The organism is Streptomyces sp. NPDC013187 (assembly GCF_042899705.1).
Lineage (GTDB): Bacteria > Actinomycetota > Actinomycetes > Streptomycetales > Streptomycetaceae > Streptomyces > Streptomyces hawaiiensis_A.
Genome location: NZ_JBIBAF010000030.1, coordinates 1 through 17,620, shown reverse-complemented (window position 1 = coordinate 17,620; position 17,620 = coordinate 1). Strand labels below are relative to the sequence as shown.

Below are 17,620 nucleotides of genomic sequence, written 5' to 3'. Positions count from 1 at the left end.
CCCACTTCCTCAGCACTCGATGATGTTCACCGCCAGCCCGCCCCGGGCCGTCTCCTTGTACTTCACCGACATGTCCGCGCCGGTGTCCTTCATGGTCTTGATGACCTTGTCCAGGGACACCTTGTGGGAGCCGTCGCCGCGCATCGCCATGCGGGCGGCCGTGACGGCCTTGACCGCGGCCATGCCGTTGCGTTCGATGCAGGGGATCTGCACCAGGCCGCCGACCGGGTCGCAGGTGAGGCCGAGGTTGTGCTCCATGCCGATCTCGGCGGCGTTCTCGACCTGCTCGGGCGAACCGCCGAGGACCTCGGCGAGGGCGCCCGCGGCCATCGAGCAGGCGGCGCCGACCTCGCCCTGGCAGCCGACCTCGGCGCCGGAGATCGAGGCGTTCTCCTTGAAGAGCATGCCGATCGCGCCCGCGGCGAGCAGGAAGCGGACCACTCCTTCCTCATCGGCGCCGGGCACGAAGTTGACGTAGTAGTGCAGGACCGCCGGGATGATGCCGGCGGCGCCGTTGGTGGGCGCGGTGACGACCCGTCCGCCGGCGGCGTTCTCCTCGTTGACCGCCATGGCGTAGAGGGTGATCCACTCCATGGCCAGAGCCAGCGGCTCGCCCTCGGAGCGCAGCTTGCGCGCGGTGTTCGCGGCCCGGCGGCGCACCTTGAGACCGCCCGGCAGGATGCCCTCCTGGGACAGTCCGCGCGCCACGCAGTCCCGCATCACCTGCCAGATCTCCAGCAGGCCCTCGCGGATCTCCTCCTCGGAGCGCCAGGCCCGCTCGTTCTCCAGCATCAGCGCGGAGATGGACAGGCCGGTCTCCTCGGTCAGGCGCAGCAGCTCGTCGCCCGTGCGGAAGGGGTACTTCAGCACGGTGTCGTCGAGCTTGATGCGGTCCGCGCCGACCGCGTCCTCGTCCACGACGAACCCGCCGCCCACCGAGTAGTACGTCTTCGTCAGCAGCTCGGCACCCGAGGCGTCGTACGCCCACAGGGTCATGCCGTTCGCGTGATAGGGCAGGGCCTTGCGGCGGTGCAGGACCATGTCGTCGTCGAAGGAGAACGCGATCTCGCGCTCGCCGAGCAGGTTCAGCCGCCCGCCGGTCTTGATCGCCTCCACCCGCTCGTCCGCGCTCGACACGTCGACCGTGCGCGGCGAGTCGCCCTCCAGGCCGAGCAGCACCGCCTTGGGCGTGCCGTGGCCGTGGCCGGTCGCGCCGAGCGAGCCGTACAGCTCGACGTGGACCTTCGCGGTCGGGGCCAGCAGATCCTCGTTGCGCAGCCGCCGGGCGAACATCCGGGCCGCCCGCATCGGGCCGACGGTGTGGGAGCTGGACGGGCCGATGCCGATCGAGAACAGGTCGAAGACCGAGATGGCCACGGGGGAACTCCTGACTACGGGGGTGGTGCCAAGGGGGTGGGTGCCGCGCCCGCTTGTGGCGGGCGCGGCACCCGAAAGGTTTCTTCTTTACTTGTTCAGACCCGGGTACAGCGGGTGCCTGTCGGCCAGGGCCTTCACGCGGGCCTTGAGGGCCTCGGCGTCGTAGGACGGCTTCAGCGCCTCGGCGATGACGTCCGCGACCTCCGCGAAGTCCTCGGCCTGGAACCCGCGGGTCGCCAGGGCCGGCGTGCCGATCCGCAGACCGGACGTCACCATCGGCGGACGCGGGTCGTTCGGGATGGCGTTCCGGTTGACGGTGATGCCCAGCTCGTGGAGGCGGTCCTCGGCCTGCTGGCCGTCCAGCTCCGAATGGCGCAGGTCGACCAGGACCAGGTGCACGTCCGTGCCGCCGGACAGGACGTCCACGCCCACGGCCCGGACGTCGTCCTTCACCAGACGCTCGGCCAGGATGCGGGCACCGTCCAGCGTACGGCGCTGACGCTCCTTGAAGTCCTCCGAGGCGGCGACCTTGAAGGAGACGGCCTTGGCGGCGATCACATGCTCCAGCGGGCCGCCCTGCTGACCGGGGAAGACGGCGGAGTTGATCTTCTTGGCCAGTTCGGCCGTGGAGAGGATCACACCTCCGCGCGGGCCGCCGAGGGTCTTGTGGGTCGTGGTGGTGACCACGTGGGCGTGCGGCACCGGATTCGGGTGCAGCCCGGCCGCGACAAGACCGGCGAAGTGGGCCATGTCGACCATCAGGTACGCGCCGACCTCGTCCGCGATCCGGCGGAACTCGGCGAAGTCCAGCTGCCGCGGGTACGCCGACCAGCCGGCGACGATCAGCTTCGGCCGGGACTCCTTGGCCAGCCGCTCCACCTCGGTCATGTCGACCCGGCCGTCCTCGCCCACGTGGTAGGCGACGACGTCGTAGAGCTTGCCGGAGAAGTTGATCTTCATGCCGTGAGTCAGGTGCCCGCCGTGCGCGAGGTTCAGACCCATGATGGTGTCGCCCGGCTTGAGCAGCGCGAACATCGCGGCGGCGTTGGCCTGGGCGCCCGAGTGCGGCTGGACGTTGGCGTGCTCGGCGCCGAACAGCTCCTTGACGCGGTCGATCGCGATCTGCTCGACCACGTCGACGTGCTCGCAGCCGCCGTAGTAGCGGCGGCCCGGGTAGCCCTCGGCGTACTTGTTGGTGAGGACCGAGCCCTGCGCCTCCATGACCGCGACCGGCGCGAAGTTCTCCGAGGCGATCATCTCGAGCGTGGACTGCTGGCGGTGCAGCTCGGCGTCGACGGCCGCGGCGACCGCCGGGTCGAGCTCGTGCAGGGGTGTGTTCAGGACGGACATACGGCTCCCTCAGCCCGCGGAGAACGCGGTGTACTCGTCGGCGGACAGCAGGTCGCCCGGCTCGTCCGTGACCCGCACCTTGAACAGCCAGCCGCCCTCGAAGGGGGCCGAGTTCACCAGCGACGGGTCGTTCACGACGTCCTCGTTCACTTCGGTGACCTCACCGGAGACGGGGGAGTACAGGTCGGACACCGACTTGGTCGACTCCAGCTCGCCGCAGGTCTCGCCGGCGGACACGGAGTCACCGACCTCGGGAAGCTGGACGAACACGACATCGCCGAGCGCGTTGGCCGCGTGCTCCGTGATGCCGACCGTCGAGACGCCGTCCTCGGCGGCCGACAGCCACTCGTGCTCCTTGCTGTAGCGCAGCTCGTTGGGGTTGCTCATGGCCTGGATTCTCCTGTACGCGCGGGAGTGCTGTGGAAGGGGGGACTGCTGGTGAGCTGGGACGACGGGCACGGGGTCGCTGCCGCGGCCCTTCGGCCAGTGTCTACTTCTGGCGCTTGTAGAACGGCAGCGCCACGACCTCGTACGGCTCGTGACTGCCCCGGATGTCCACGCCCACGCCGGTCGTGCCGGGTGCGGCGTGCGCGGCGTCGACGTACGCCATCGCGATCGGCTTGCCGAGGGTGGGGGAGGGGGCTCCGGAGGTGACCTCGCCGATCACCTCGCCGTCCGCGACGACGGCGTACCCGGCACGCGGGACGCGACGCCCCTCGGCGACGAGTCCGACGAGGACGCGCGGCTCGTGGTTCGCGTCCTCCGCGGCCTCACGCAGGGCCGCGCGGCCCACGAAGTCGCCCTCCTTGTCGAACTTCACGACCCGCCCGAGCCCGGCGTCGAAGGGCGTCAGCTCCCGCGAGAGCTCGTGCCCGTACAGCGGCATGCCCGCCTCCAGGCGCAGCGTGTCCCGGCAGGACAGCCCGCACGGGACGAGCCCGACGCCCTCGCCCGCCTTGGTCAGGGCCTGCCACAGCTGGACCGCGTGCTCGGGCTTCACGAACAGCTCGAAGCCGTCCTCCCCGGTGTACCCGGTGCGCGCGATCAGCGCCGGAACGCCGGCGACCGTGCCCGGCAGACCGGCGTAGTACTTCAGGCCGTCGAGGTCCGCGTCGGTCAGCGACGCGAGGATCCCGGGGGACTCCGGCCCCTGCACGGCGATCAGCGCGTACGCGTCCCGGTCGTCCCGCACCTCGGCGTCGAAACCGGCCGCGCGCTCGGTCAGCGCGTCGAGGACGACCTGGGCGTTCGAGGCGTTGGCGACGACCATGTACTCGCTCTCGCCCAGCCGGTAGACGATCAGATCGTCCAGGATGCCGCCGTCGGCCTGGCAGATCATGGTGTAGCGGGCCCGGCCGACACCGACCGAGGCGATGTTGCCGACCAGGGCGAAGTTCAGCAGCTGGGCGGCCTGCGGCCCGGTGACGGTGATCTCACCCATGTGGGAGAGGTCGAAGAGCCCGGCCCGCGTGCGCACGGCGGTGTGCTCGTCGCGCTCGGAGCCGTAGCGCAGGGGCATGTCCCAGCCGGCGAAGTCGGTCATCGTCGCGCCGAGCGAACGATGCAGGGCATCGAGCGCGGTGTGGCGGAGTTGTCCTGTACTGCTCACGGTCGGTGTCTCCAAGGGGCATGACGGGCGAGGGCGATCCTCCCCATCTGTCATCGGAACCTGAGAGGTTCGCCATGACCGCACGGGTCCATGGCTTGCACCTTGGGTGGAGCCGCGTCCCCGTCGAGGACAGGGGGCGGCCCGCTTTTCAGATGTGCCTCGCCCGCGCGGTAACGGGGCCTGAGAGATTCAAGGGAGGGACTTGCTCCTTCGGCGCCCCAGCGACGGCTGCTGCTGGGGACTCTCCCGCGCGGATTCAAACGGCCGGTATGCAGTTGGCGCGCACATCATTGCACGCATCCTTCCGGCGCGGCAGGGGGACCTTTCCCAGGGAGTGCACGAGTCCGTCCCCCCGGACGCAGCGACCTGTAGCAGCCCTGTTGCAGGACGGGCACGTAAATGAGAGGCCTGCGGCATTACCTTCTCTTTACACTCGGCGGGGATGGGACTCCGTACCTGGCCCCAGGGGAGGACGATCACGGTGAACAGGACCACCGCGTACGCGACGACGGGCATCGCGCTGCCCGAGCAGCCGGCCGCACCGGCCCGGGCGGTCCGTGCTCCGGCACCGGCGCCGGTCGTCCGCGACCTGCGCGACCGTGCCGGCCGGAGCCCGCACGCGCTGCTGTTCGGCCCCCGCGACCTCGTCGTGGTCACGGGCCTGCCGGGCAGCGGCAAGTCCACGCTGATGCGGCGCACCGTGCCGGGCCGGCGCGTCGACTCCCAGGACACCCGCGACCGCTGGGCCGCCCGCATGCCGCGCGCCCTGCCGTACGCGCTCTACCGCCCGCTCGTCCGCCTCTCCCACTACGCCGGGCTGCGCCGCGCCCTGCGCACCGGCGAGGGCGTCGTCGTGCACGACTGCGGCACACAGGCCTGGGTCCGCCGCTGGCTCGCCCGCGAGGCCGGCCGCCGTGGTGGCGCCCTGCACCTCCTCCTGCTCGACGTCAGTCCCGAACAGGCCCTGGCCGGTCAGCGCGACCGCGGTCGCGGCGTCTCGCGCTACGCGTTCCTGCGCCACCGCGCGGCGAGCACCCGCCTCCTGCGCGCGGTGGAGCGCGGCGACCTCCCCGCCGGCTGCGCCTCGGCCGTCCTGGCCGACCGGGACGCGGCGAACAGCCTCCGCAGAATCGGCTTCACGGGCTGAGCCCGCGCGGTCGTCCACAAGCCGGCCTTCCTCCTGCCGCCCGGCGTCCGTCAGCCGTTAGCCTTTTGAGCCACAGCAGTGGTTCCAGGCAGGCGGTAGGCAGATGGACATCCCGGCGGACTTCTCCGCGGACTTCCCGGCGCAGACACAGACCCACCCGCACGGCGGTTGGCCCGGCAACGAGCTGGAGGAGGTGCTCTCGGCCTCCCTGGGCGCCGGGCCGGCCGCCGGCGGGCGGATCGTCGAGGTGCTCGGCCGGAGCTTCCTCTGGATCCCGCTGCCCAACGGCGGCGGCCCGCACAGCGGTCCCCTCGACCTGCCCGGCATCGAGATCGACGGCCAGGCGTTCGTGCCGGTGTTCAGCTCCGAGGAGCAGTTCCGCCAGGTCGTGGGCGCGCAGATGTCCTACACCATCGCGCCCGCGGTGGAGTTCGCCCGCGGCCTTCCCCCGCACGCGGGGATAGCCGTCAACCCGGGCGGGGTGGTGGGCATCCCGCTGCCGCCGCCCGCCGTGGCCGAGCTGTGCCGGGCCGGCCGGACCCCGCTGGACGGCCCCGCGAGCGGCGGCCGGGTCCGCCTCTTCGAGCCCGACTGGCAGGACGACCCGGTGGACTTCCTCGCCGCCGCGGCCGCCGAGTTCGAGGCGACCGGCGTCGTCGTCACCGCCCGCCGCTGCCTCGCCGCGATCGAGACCGCCGACCCGGTGATGTTCGTCGGCGTCGAACTCTCCCAGTGGGAGGGCGACCTGCGCGTCCTCCCCCTGGACGCCCTCACCCGTGCCGTCACCGCCGCCCCGGCCCCCTGGCCGGTCAACCTGGTGCTCCTGGACGTGACGGAGGACCCCGTGGGTGCCTGGATGCGGGAGAGGGTCCGGCCCTTCTACCAGCGTTAGGGCAGCCGCCCCAGGGGCGCGGGGAACTGCGCGACCTGCCACACATCGACCCGCACCCGCCAAGCGAGGGCAACCCCCTACCCCGTGGGCGGGCTTAAGCTAGGGCACCGTCGAGGCGTTGTACGAAGGGGCGGTAAAGGTGAGCGCGAGCGGCACGGCCGCGGCCGGACAGGTCGAGCACATGCTGCGCCAGGTCACGCCCGGGCGTTACGACGCCTACGAGGCACTCCTGCGCGCGCTCGCGACCCCGCACACCGGCCAGATCTGGATGCTCCTGTGGCACGGCCAGGCCGGCTCACCCGACGCCCAGTACGGGAACATGGACGTCGACGGCCACGGCTACGCCCCCTGCGTGACCTCCGCCCAGGAGCTCTCCGCCAGCGGCTGGAACCGCTCGTACGAGGTGGTCGACGGACTCGACGTCGCCCGTGCCCTCTACCCCGACCACTACGGCCTCTGGCTCAACCCGCACGCCCCCGGCGGCGGCGTCGGCATCCCGTGGCTCGACCTGCGCCGGATCGCCACGGGCCTGGACCGCCAGCCCGCCGGACCCCTGCGCCTGTCCGAACCCGCCATCGAGGTCCCGCAGTTCTACGCCCTGCTCGCGCAGAACGCCCACCGCACCCCGGCCGTCCGCTCGCTGCGCCGCGCCTGGGTGCAGCCCGCGCTCGGGGCGCCGTACCTCGCCATCGGACTGGATGTGTACGACACCTCGCCGCCGGCCGTGGACTCCGTGCGCGCGATGATGCAGCAGTCCCTCGGTGCCGTACCGGACGGGCTGCCCGTGTCGACCGTCGCCATGTCCGACGAGCACGACCCGGTCGCGATGTGGCTGCGCGAGAGGGCGCGCCCCTTCTACGACCGTGAGGCGCACGCCACCGCCCCCGTGCAGGCCCCGGCCTCCGGCTACGGCTACCCTCCGGCCCAAGGCCGGTACTGAGCTTCGCCCGCCCTCATCCTGTCGGCCGTGACAGAGGCGCGTCTTCGCGCGTAGATGGCGGAGAAATCATCTAACCTGCGTCAAATGTCCAGGTTTGTCTGCGACCGATCCCCGTCTTCCCCTGTCCGGATAACGGAATCCCGCAGACAGCATCACGTTTGCGCATCCTTTCATCGTCAAGTCTGGCAGCGAAACGCTGAAGCGTTGAAGACTCCCCGCACCAGGGGAGTTTCGCCCCTGCGTACGACGGACTGATCACGCCGCTACAGCGGAATGCGCGGGCCGGCCACCGCCGGTTGAGAAGAGGGGTCCCTGCCTGATGACGGCACCATTGCACGAGCCGACCGCGGAAGCGGCTCCGAGTGCGGCCGAGGAAGCGGCAGTTGTCGGCGCCGGTGTGAAAGCCGTACAGGGCCGTTCTCTGGGGCGGATCGCCTGGGAGCGCCTGAAACGGGATAAACTCGCACTGGCGGGTGGCGTCATGGTGCTCGTGCTCATCGCGATCGCCCTCCTGGCGCCGGTCATCACGAGCCTTGTGGGCCAGGACCCCGAGGCGCACCACGAGGACCTGATCGACCCGCTGTTCGGCACCCCCACGGGAGCGCTGGGCGGCATCAGTGGTGATCACCTGCTGGGTGTCGAGCCGGTGAGCGGCCGTGACATCTTCGCCCGCATCATCTACGGTGCCCGGATCTCACTCCTCGTGGGCTTCCTGTCCGCGATCGTCGCCGTCGTGATCGGCACCGTCCTGGGCGTCCTGGCGGGCTTCTTCGGCGGCTGGGTCGACGCCGTCGTCAGCCGTGTGATGGACGGCCTGCTGGCCTTCCCGCAGCTGCTGTTCATCATCGCGCTGGTCTCCGTCATGCCGAACGAGATGCTGGGGCTGACCGGCACCGGCGTGCGTCTGTTCGTGATGATCCTGGTCATCGGCTTCTTCGGCTGGCCCTATATCGGGCGCGTGGTACGCGGCCAGACGCTCTCGCTGCGCGAGCGGGAGTACGTCGAGGCGGCCCGATCGCTCGGTGCCGGGCGGTTCTACATCCTCTTCAAGGAGCTGCTGCCCAACCTCGTCGCGCCCATCATCGTGTACACGACGATGATGATCCCCACCAACATCCTCACCGAGGCGGCACTCAGCTTCCTGGGTGTGGGTGTCAAACCCCCCACGGCCTCCTGGGGGCAGATGCTGTCGAGCGCGATCGACTACTACGACTCGGACCCCATGTACATGGTGGTCCCGGGCATGGCGATCTTCATCACCGTCCTTGCCTTCAATCTCTTCGGTGACGGCGTGCGTGACGCGCTCGACCCGAAGGGCTCCCGCTGAACTGCCGTACAAACAGCGACCCGTGACACCTGGCACGGGGTCTCTCATCTAATCCGGAGGATCCGAGATCGTGACTACCCAACGCACCTCAGGGCGGCGCAAGCAGGCCATGGCCGCTGCGGCCGTGGTCGCCGCACTGCTGACCACGGCGGCGTGCGGCGGCGGCAACGACAACGGGGGGTCGAAGGACGGGGCGGCGGGCTTCGACGCCGCGAACAACAAGGTCGCCCAGGCCTCGCTCGCCAAGAAGGGCGGCACGCTGAAGTTCGCCGGCGCCCAGGACGCCGACTCGTGGGACACCACGCGCGGCTACTACGGCTTCATGTGGAACTTCTCCCGCTACTACAGCCGTCAGCTCGTCACCAGCAAGACGGAGCCGGGCAAGGCCGGCACCGAGCTGACCCCGGACCTCGCCACCGGGCTCGCCAAGATCTCGGACGACGGCAAGACCTACCAGTACACCCTGCGTGACGGCGTCACGTGGGAGGACGGCAAGCCGATCACGTCCAAGGACGTCAAGTACGGCATCGAGCGTGTCTGGGCGCAGGACGTGCTGTCCGGCGGCCCGGTCTACCTGAAGGACGTGCTCGACCCCAAGGGCGAGTACCAGGGCCCGTACAAGGACAAGTCCGCGGACAAGCTGGGCCTGAAGGCCATCGAGACGCCCGACGACAAGACCATCGTCTTCAAGCTGCCGCAGGCGAACTCCGACTTCGAGGAGATGCTGGCCCTGACCTCGGCGTCCCCGGTCCGCCAGGACAAGGACACCAAGTCCAAGTACGGCCTGCACCCGTTCTCCTCCGGCCCGTACAAGTTCGAGTCGTACAACCCGGGCAAGGACCTGACGCTGGTCCGCAACACCCAGTGGAAGCAGGCCTCGGACCCGATCCGCAAGGCGTACCCGGACAAGATCACCATCAAGTTCTTCTCCAACGCCAACGACATGGACGCGCGCCTGATCGCGGGCGACTACGACCTGGACATCAACCAGACCGGTATGTCCCCGCAGGGCCGCACCACTGCCCTGAAGCAGCACAAGGGCAACCTGGACAACCCGGTCTCCGGCTACATCCGCTACGCGGTCTTCCCGCAGAGCGTGAAGCCGTTCGACAACATCGAGTGCCGCAAGGCCGTGATCTACGGCGCCGACCACGTGTCGCTGCAGACCGCCCGCGGCGGCCCCGTCGCCGGTGGTGACATCGGCACCAACATGCTGCCGCCGGCGGTCCCGGGCGCCGAGGGCCAGAAGTACGACCCGTACGAGATCGCGGGTGCCAACAAGAAGGGCAACGCGGCCAAGGCCAAGGAAGCCCTGAAGGCCTGCGGCAAGCCGAACGGCTTCAAGACCACCATCGCGGTCCGCAACAACAAGCCGTCCGAGGTGGCCACCGCCGAGTCCCTCCAGGCCTCGCTGAAGAAGGTCGGCATCACCGCCGACATCGACCAGTACGACGGCTCGCAGAGCTCCGGCATCATCGGCAGCCCCTCGAACGTGAAGAAGAAGGGCTACGGCATCATCATCATGGGCTGGGGCCCGGACTTCCCGTCCGTGCAGGGCTACGGTCTGCCGCTGTGGGACAGCAGCTACATCCTGGAGAGCGGCAACAACAACTTCGCCCTGATCAAGGACAAGGCCATCGACGGTCTGTTCGACAAGTACGTCACCACGCTGGACGACGCGGGCAAGACCAAGATCGCCACGGAGATCAACCACAAGGTCATGGAGGGCGGCTACTACCTGCCCTTCGTGTTCGAGAAGTTCATCAACTGGCGTTCCAGCCGCCTGGCCAACGTCTACACGACGGACGCGTACAGCGGCATGTACGACTTCGTCAACCTCGGCCTGAAGTCCGCGAAGTAACCGGCACACCCGCCGTACGGCACGAAAGGCAGGTGAAGGCCGGCGCGGCGTGACCCAGGGCCACCGGAAGACCTCCGGTGGCCCGAGGTCCGCAGCGGGCCGAGATCTGTGCTCGCTTACCTGATCAGGCGGCTGTTCGCCGCCGTAGTGATGCTCGCGGTCATCATCATGGTGGTCTTCGGCATCTTCTTCCTCGTCCCCAAGTGGGCGGGTGTCGACATCGCCACCAGCTTCGTGGGCAAGCAGGCCGACCCGGCGGCCGTCGAGGCCGTGCGCCAGAAGCTGGGTCTGGGCGACCCGATCTTCGTCCAGGTCTGGGAGTTCTTCAAAGGCATCTTCGCGGGCCGCACCTACGCGGCCGGCGGCGACGTCACCCACTGCGCCGCACCGTGCTTCGGTTACTCATTCCGCAGCGAACAGGCCATCTGGCCGGTACTGACCGACCGATTCCCGGTGACCCTGGGACTCGCGCTCGGCGCAGCCGTGCTGTGGCTGCTGTTCGGTGTCGCGGCGGGTGTCCTCTCCGCGCTCAAGCGGGGCAGCATGTGGGACCGCGGTGCGATGGTGATCGCCCTCGCCGGCGTCTCCCTCCCCATCTACTTCACCGGGCTGCTCAGCCTGGCGATCTTCTCCTACGGGCTGGGCTGGATCAACGCCGAGTACGTGCCCATCGAGGAGAGCTTCACCGGCTGGCTCGGCGGCATGATCCTCCCGTGGGTGACCCTGGCGTTCCTGTACGCCGCGATGTACGCCCGGATCACCCGCGCCACCATGCTGGAGATCCTCGGCGAGGACTACATCCGTACCGCCCGTGCCAAGGGCATGCGCGAACAGGTCGTCATCCGCAAGCACGCCATGCGCTCGACGATGACCCCCATCCTGACCATGCTCGGCATGGACCTCGGCGCCCTCATCGGCGGCGCCATCCTGACCGAGACCACGTTCAGCCTGCCCGGCCTGGGCCAGGCCGTGCTCAACGCGATCAAGAACCAGGACCTGCCCGTTATCCTGGGCGTCACCCTGATCACCTCCGTCGCGGTGCTCATCGCCAACCTCGTGGTGGACGTCCTGTACGCCGTGATCGACCCCCGAGTGAGGCTCGCATGACCGACCTCAGCAAGACCGGAGCGGCCGTGGGCGAGCCCACGAGCGACTCCGCGGCACCGACCGCCTTCCTGGAAGTGCGCGACCTGAAGGTGCACTTCCCGACCGATGACGGTCTGGTCAAGTCCGTCGACGGGCTCAGCTTCCAGCTGGAGAAGGGCAAGACCCTCGGCATCGTGGGCGAGTCGGGCTCCGGCAAGTCGGTGACCTCGCTGGGCATCATGGGCCTGCATACCGCCGGCCAGTACGGCAAGCGCAAGGCGCGGCTCTCGGGCGAGATCTGGCTGGACGGCACCGAGCTGCTGTCCGCCGACCCCGACCACGTGCGCAAGCTGCGCGGTCGTCAGATGGCGATGATCTTCCAGGACCCGCTGTCCGCGCTGCACCCGTACTACACGATCGGCCAGCAGATCGTGGAGGCGTACCGGATCCACAACGACGTCAGCAAGAAGGTCGCGCGCCGCCGGGCGGTCGAGATGCTCGACCGCGTGGGGATCCCGCAGCCGGACAAGCGCGTCGACAGCTACCCGCACGAGTTCTCCGGCGGGATGCGCCAGCGTGCGATGATCGCGATGTCGCTCGTCAACAACCCCGAGCTGCTCATCGCGGACGAGCCGACGACCGCCCTCGACGTGACCGTCCAGGCGCAGATCCTCGACCTGATCCGGGACCTGCAGAAGGAGTTCGGCTCCGCGGTCATCATCATCACCCACGACCTGGGGGTCGTCGCCGAGCTCGCCGACGATCTCCTCGTGATGTACGGCGGCCGCTGCGTCGAACGGGGCCCGGCCGAGCAGGTGTTCTACGAGCCCCGCCACCCCTACACCTGGGGTCTGCTCGGCTCGATGCCGCGCCTCGACCGTGACCAGCAGGAGCGCCTCATCCCGGTCAAGGGGTCCCCGCCCTCCCTGATCAACGTCCCGTCCGGCTGCGCCTTCAACCCGCGCTGCCCGTACGCCGACGTCCCCAAGGACAACCTCACCCGCACGGTCCGCCCCGAGCTGACCGAAGCCGGCAGCCGGCACTGGGCCGCCTGCCACATGAGCAGGGAGCAGCGGGAGCGGATCTGGATCGAAGAGATTGCGCCGAAGCTGTGAGCGAGAACTCCAAGGACACCGTTGTGACCACTCCCGCCGAGAGCGACGGCACCGAGGCGAACGCGTCCGGCGCGGCCACCCTCACCAAGGACGCGGCTCCGGGCGATGTCCTGCTGAAGGTGACCGGGCTGCAGAAGCACTTCCCGATCCGCAAGGGGCTGCTTCAGCGGCAGGTCGGTGCGGTGCGCGCGGTCGACGGCATCGACTTCGAAGTCCGGGCCGGTGAAACCCTCGGTGTCGTGGGCGAGTCGGGCTGCGGCAAGTCGACGATGGGCCGGTTGATCACACGGTTGCTCGAACCCACCGCGGGAAAGGTCGAGTTCGAGGGCCAGGACATCACGCACCTCGGTGTCGGCGGCATGCGTCCGCTCCGCCGGGACGTGCAGATGATCTTTCAGGACCCGTACTCCTCGCTGAACCCGCGCCACACCATCGGCACGATCGTCGGCGCCCCCTTCAAGCTCCAGGGAGTCACGCCCGAGGGCGGCATCAAGAAGGAAGTGCAGCGGCTGCTCGAGGTCGTGGGCCTCAACCCCGAGCACTACAACCGCTACCCGCACGAGTTCTCCGGCGGTCAGCGCCAGCGCATCGGCATCGCCCGCGCGCTCGCGCTCAATCCGAAGCTGGTCGTGGCCGACGAGCCGGTCTCCGCGCTCGACGTGTCGATCCAGGCCCAGGTCGTCAACCTGCTCGACGACCTCCAGCAGGAACTCGGTCTGACGTATGTGATCATCGCGCACGACCTGTCGGTCGTCCGGCACGTCTCGGACCGTATCGCGGTGATGTACCTCGGCAAGATCGTCGAGTTGGCCGACCGTGACCTGCTCTACAAGACGCCGATGCACCCGTACACCAAGGCGCTGATGTCGGCGGTGCCGATCCCGGACCCGAGGCGGAAGAACGCCAAGAGCGAGCGGATCCTGCTCAAGGGCGACGTGCCCTCGCCTATCGCCCCGCCGAGCGGCTGCCGCTTCCACACCCGGTGCTGGAAGGCCACGCAGATCTGCAAGACGACCGAGCCGCCGCTGAAGGAACTGCGTCCCGGCCAGCGGGTGGCCTGCCACCACCCGGAGAACTTCGAGGACCAGGCCCCGCAGGACACGGTGCTGCTGACGGCCGCCAAGGAGGCGGCGGAGCTGGTGGCCGACGAGGTGCTGGCCGAGTCGGCGCAGACGTCGGCGGCGGTGGCCGGGGCAGTCGAGGGCAAGCCCGTGGACGGGACCTCGTCGAGTGCCGGCACAGCGAAGGAAACGGGCGAACCGGCGTCGGGAGACAAGCCGGCCTGACCGCCGAGCCATACCTGCGGAACATGCCGGACAGGCGGGAGGACCCCGCCTGTCCGGCATTCGCCTCTCATCGCTTTGCCCGGGAGCGCGGCCCGTACCCGCTGTGTCGCGGCCCCGGTGGGCCGCCCGTCAGGGGTGAGCGAGTATGTCCGGGTGCTCCAGCAACTCTTCAGCCCGTCCGTCCAGCACACGCTCGACCTGATCGGCATCTTCGTCTTCGCCATCTCCGGTGCCCTGCTGGCCGTGCGCAAGAACTTCGACGTGTTCGGCATGGCCGTCCTCGCCGAGGTCACCGCGCTGGGCGGGGGTCTCTTCCGCGACCTGGTGATCGGGGCCGTACCGCCGGCAGCCTTCACGGACCTGGGGTACTTCCTCACCCCGCTGCTCGCCACTCTCCTCGTCTTCTTCCTGCATCCCCAGGTGGAGCGCATCCAGATCGCGGTGAACGTCTTCGACGCGGCCGGCCTCGGCCTGTTCTGCGTCGCCGGCACCATCAAGGCGTACGAGTACGGGCTCGGCCTGACCGCCTCCGCCGGTCTGGGGCTGACCACCGCCGTGGGCGGCGGTGTGCTGCGCGACGTCCTCGCCAACGAGGTCCCCTCCCTGCTGCGCTGGGACCGCGACCTGTACGCGGTCCCGGCGATCGTCGGCTCCGCCCTGGCCGCCCTGTGCATCCGCTACGACGCCCTGAACCCGTTCACCAGCTCTCTCGCGGTGATCACCGCCTTCGTACTGCGCCTGCTCGCGATGCGGTACCACTGGCGAGCTCCGCGGGCGTGGCACCGGCGGTCGACGGTGAGCGAGGAGGAGCAGCCCGTCCGGCCGTGACCCGGCCGATGCCCATCTGCTGGGTCAGCCAGCGGAACGCCGGGACCACCTGCGGCCGCCACAGCGCCATGTTGTGGCCGCCCGCGCTCTTCGGGATGTACACGACGTGCACGGTCGTCGGGGCCTTCGCGGCCCGCTGCATGGCCACGGCGTCCTCGTAGCCGTCGTGCGGCTGGCCGGAGAGGTACAGCGCGATCCGCGGCGGGACGGACGCCCTGCGCAGCATCAGCAGCGGGTTGTTCTCGGAGCGCAGGGCGGGGCTCTGCGCGGTGAGCGAGTCGCGTTCGCCGCTCGGGTCGTTGTAGCCGGACATGCTGACGGCGGCCCGGTAGCGGTCGGGATGGGCGACGGCGAGCCTGGTCGCGCAGTGTGCCCCGGCCGAGTAGCCGGCGACGGCCCAGCCCTGCGGCGCGGGCTGGGCGCGGAAGTTGTCCATGACCATCTTGGGCACGTCGACGCTCAGCCAGGTGTCCGCGTTGACCGTGCCCGGGACGTTGGCGCAGCCGGTGTCCACGGCGGCCAGCAGGTTGGTGCGGGGCGCGACCAGGATGAACGGGGCCACCCGGCCGTCGCGCATGAGTGGCTCCAGCTGCTCGTGCGCGAAGAGCGAGCCGAACCACGCCTTCGCCGAGCCGGGATAGCCGGGCAGCAGCTCCACGACCGGGAACCGGTGGTGCCGGTAGGCCGGTTCCCGGTACTGCGGTGGCAGCCAGACGTAGACCTCGGCGTTCACCCCCGACACCCGGCCCGCGAGCTGGGTCACCCGCACCCCGCCGGCCGCGCCCATCCCGGGTCCGGTGGCGGGCTCGAAGGTCTGGCGCACCTTGGGCAGCCGCGTGAGCGCGATGCCGCCGGTTCCGTCGGCGCCGAGATCGGCCGCCTGCTCCACGTGGTCGCCGGTGCCGAGCAGGTCGGCCCAGTTGTCGTACAGGTTGTCGGCGTTGTTGACCAGGGTGAAGACCAGGGCCACGGCCGTCCCCTGCGCGAACAGCAGCATCAGCGCCCGGACCGCGACACGCAGGACCCGGTGCCCGCGGATGCGCGACCAGAGGAACAGCGGCAGCACCAGGGCGGCGACGGACAGGACGACCAGCGTGCAGAGGAACGGCGTTCCGGTGAGGCTCATGCCCCTACAGAGGAGGGAAGGCGTACGCGGGTTTACGGACGAGTCCGACACTTACCGAAGAATTGCCCGTGTCTCACCAAGGCATGACCCGGGTCGGCAGGGGGGCGCATGACCCGCGTCGCCGCCAGAAAGCTACCGCTTAGTAGCTGGTTCTTGTACTGTTCAGCCATGCCAGAAGCAGCCACCGCCCCGGCCGCCCGGGCCACGATCGGCGACAGCGAGTTCGACCGCGACACCGCGCTCACCCGCCGCGCGCCGGGCGTCTACGACATCGACCTCTCCGCCGGCTGGACGATCATCAGCGCCGTCAACGGCGGCTACCTGCTGGCCGTCCTGGGCCGCGCCCTCGCGGACGCCCTGCCGCACGCCGACCCCTTCACGATCTCGGCGCACTACCTGACCGCCTCCCAGCCCGGCCCCGCGGTCGTCCGCACGGACGTCGTCCGTACCGGCCGCACCCTGTCGACCGGCCAGGCCTCCCTCTTCCAGTACGACGACGAGGGCCGCGAGGTCGAACGCATCCGCGTCCTCGCCTCCTACGGCGACCTGGACACCCTGCCCGACGACGTCCGCACCACGGCCCGGCCGCCCGCGATCCCGCCGCTGGAGCACTGCTTCGGCCCGGAGGACGGGCCCGCTCCCGTCGACGGCAGTTCGGCGATCACCGAGCGCCTGATGCTCAAGCTCGACCCGTCCACCCTCGGCTGGGCCCTGGGACAGCCCTCCGGCAAGGGCGAGATGCGGGCCTGGTTCGGACTCAAGGACGGGCGCGATCACGACCCGCTCTCCCTGCTGCTCGCGGTCGACGCCCTGCCGCCCACCGCGTTCGAGCTCGGCCTGAAGGGCTGGGTGCCGACCGTGGAGCTGACCGTGCACGTCCGGTGCCGCCCGGCGCCGGGCCCGCTGCGGGTGTCGATCACCACGCGCAACCTCGCCGGCGGTTTCCTCGAGGAGGACGCCGAGGTGTGGGACAGCGCGGACCGGCTGGTCGCGCAGTCCCGGCAACTGGCGCGGGTCCGGCTGGGCTGAACTCCGCCGCGCTGACAGGGGGATCACAGGACGATCCCAAGGGAGGCCCAGGCGGCGTTGGTTGAGTTCGTCGCCTCGGAACTCTCCTCCTCCTCCCTGGAGCTGTCTCTCATGAAGCGTGCGCGTCTCGTTCCCGCCGTGGCCCTGCTGATGCTGTCCCCGCTGGCTCTCGCGGCCTGTGGGTCGGGTGAGTCGTCGTCCTCGGGCAGCGGGGGTGGCTCCGGGCAGCGGCAGGCGTGCCAGGCGCCGTCGGGGGCGGCTTCGGGCGTTCCTTCCGGGGCTCCGTCGGGTGTTCCGTCAGGGGCTCCGTCGGGTGTTCCGTCAGAGGCTCCTTCGGGCGCCGCCTCCTCGGGCGCCAAGCCGACGGGGGCGCCGTCCGGGGCCCCTTCGGGCATGCCCGGTGGCGCGCAGGGCGGCCAGGGTGGTCCCGGCGGCGGTTGCGGCGGCCCCGGGGGCGCCGGTCAGGCGGCGGGCGGGACGGGGCAACAGCCCCAGCAGTCGCAGAAGGAGCAGTAGGCACTTCCGGCCGACCGGGTTCGGCCGGGGCATGGCAACACGGCGGGGGGGGGGGGCCCCGGGGGGGGGGGGGCCCCCCCCCCCCGGGGGGCGCCCCCGGGGGTGAAAAAAGCCACGGGTGGGGGGCGCGG

Annotated in this window: 15 protein-coding genes and 1 riboswitch; of the genes, 10 read left to right on the top strand and 5 right to left on the bottom strand. The window is 70.2% G+C overall.

Going from position 1 to position 17,620, the window contains the following annotated elements:
• Window positions 1-9: 9 nt before the first annotated feature.
• The 4 genes from ACFY5B_RS38385 to gcvT form a co-directional block, all read right to left on the bottom strand.
• Window positions 10-1,377, bottom strand: coding sequence for an L-serine ammonia-lyase (locus ACFY5B_RS38385; RefSeq protein WP_389979543.1), 1,368 nt, complete (start codon window positions 1,375-1,377; stop codon window positions 10-12).
• Window positions 1,378-1,464: 87 nt separating this feature from the next.
• Window positions 1,465-2,727: a serine hydroxymethyltransferase gene (glyA, locus tag ACFY5B_RS38380; RefSeq protein WP_389979540.1), complete on the bottom strand. Its 1,263-nt coding sequence runs from the start codon at window positions 2,725-2,727 to the stop codon at window positions 1,465-1,467.
• Window positions 2,728-2,736: 9 nt separating this feature from the next.
• Window positions 2,737-3,114 carry a glycine cleavage system protein GcvH gene (gene gcvH, locus ACFY5B_RS38375; protein WP_234845364.1) on the bottom strand — a complete coding sequence of 126 codons (378 nt, stop codon included), beginning with the start codon at window positions 3,112-3,114 and terminating at the stop codon, window positions 2,737-2,739.
• A gap of 103 nt (window positions 3,115-3,217) precedes the next feature.
• A complete protein-coding gene (gcvT, locus tag ACFY5B_RS38370; RefSeq protein WP_389979537.1) occupies window positions 3,218-4,390 on the bottom strand; it encodes a glycine cleavage system aminomethyltransferase GcvT in 1,173 nt (390 codons plus the stop codon).
• A 104-nt stretch (window positions 4,391-4,494) separates the two neighbouring features.
• A riboswitch (glycine riboswitch) is annotated at window positions 4,495-4,595 on the bottom strand.
• 222 nt (window positions 4,596-4,817) lie between these two features.
• On the opposite strand from gcvT, the gene ACFY5B_RS38365 reads away from it, so the two are divergent.
• The 9 genes from ACFY5B_RS38365 (at window position 4,818) to ACFY5B_RS38325 (ending at window position 14,818) form a co-directional block, all read left to right on the top strand.
• Window positions 4,818-5,483 (top strand): AAA family ATPase, encoded by a 666-nt coding sequence (locus ACFY5B_RS38365; RefSeq protein ID WP_389979637.1) that lies wholly within the window; start codon window positions 4,818-4,820, stop codon window positions 5,481-5,483.
• Between the two features lie 103 nt (window positions 5,484-5,586).
• On the top strand, window positions 5,587-6,375 hold the full coding sequence (locus ACFY5B_RS38360) for an enhanced serine sensitivity protein SseB (protein WP_389979534.1): 789 nt from the start codon (window positions 5,587-5,589) through the stop codon (window positions 6,373-6,375).
• Window positions 6,376-6,514: 139 nt separating this feature from the next.
• On the top strand, window positions 6,515-7,315 hold the full coding sequence (locus ACFY5B_RS38355; RefSeq protein ID WP_389979531.1) for an enhanced serine sensitivity protein SseB C-terminal domain-containing protein: 801 nt from the start codon (window positions 6,515-6,517) through the stop codon (window positions 7,313-7,315).
• 319 nt (window positions 7,316-7,634) lie between these two features.
• Window positions 7,635-8,642 (top strand): ABC transporter permease, encoded by a 1,008-nt coding sequence (locus tag ACFY5B_RS38350; RefSeq protein WP_389979528.1) that lies wholly within the window; start codon window positions 7,635-7,637, stop codon window positions 8,640-8,642.
• Window positions 8,643-8,712: 70 nt separating this feature from the next.
• Window positions 8,713-10,503, top strand: a complete 1,791-nt coding sequence (locus ACFY5B_RS38345; protein WP_389979525.1) for an ABC transporter substrate-binding protein — start codon at window positions 8,713-8,715, stop codon at window positions 10,501-10,503.
• A 108-nt stretch (window positions 10,504-10,611) separates the two neighbouring features.
• Window positions 10,612-11,610: an ABC transporter permease gene (locus ACFY5B_RS38340; RefSeq protein ID WP_344458924.1), complete on the top strand. Its 999-nt coding sequence runs from the start codon at window positions 10,612-10,614 to the stop codon at window positions 11,608-11,610.
• Window positions 11,607-12,704, top strand: coding sequence for an ABC transporter ATP-binding protein (locus ACFY5B_RS38335; RefSeq protein ID WP_389979521.1), 1,098 nt, complete (start codon window positions 11,607-11,609; stop codon window positions 12,702-12,704). Before ACFY5B_RS38340 ends, ACFY5B_RS38335 begins: the two co-directional genes overlap by 4 nt.
• A gap of 23 nt (window positions 12,705-12,727) precedes the next feature.
• Window positions 12,728-13,990, top strand: coding sequence for an ABC transporter ATP-binding protein (locus tag ACFY5B_RS38330; RefSeq protein WP_389979518.1), 1,263 nt, complete (start codon window positions 12,728-12,730; stop codon window positions 13,988-13,990).
• A 153-nt stretch (window positions 13,991-14,143) separates the two neighbouring features.
• Entirely contained in the window at window positions 14,144-14,818 is a 675-nt protein-coding gene (locus ACFY5B_RS38325) for a trimeric intracellular cation channel family protein (RefSeq protein WP_389979516.1), read from the top strand.
• Here ACFY5B_RS38325 and ACFY5B_RS38320 read toward each other — a convergent pair.
• Window positions 14,709-15,944: an alpha/beta hydrolase gene (locus ACFY5B_RS38320; RefSeq protein WP_389979513.1), complete on the bottom strand. Its 1,236-nt coding sequence runs from the start codon at window positions 15,942-15,944 to the stop codon at window positions 14,709-14,711. The two genes, ACFY5B_RS38325 and ACFY5B_RS38320, sit on opposite strands and share 110 nt — an antisense overlap.
• A gap of 168 nt (window positions 15,945-16,112) precedes the next feature.
• On the opposite strand from ACFY5B_RS38320, the gene ACFY5B_RS38315 reads away from it, so the two are divergent.
• A complete protein-coding gene (locus tag ACFY5B_RS38315; RefSeq protein WP_352096807.1) occupies window positions 16,113-16,973 on the top strand; it encodes a thioesterase family protein in 861 nt (286 codons plus the stop codon).
• Window positions 16,974-17,620: the final 647 nt, after the last annotated feature.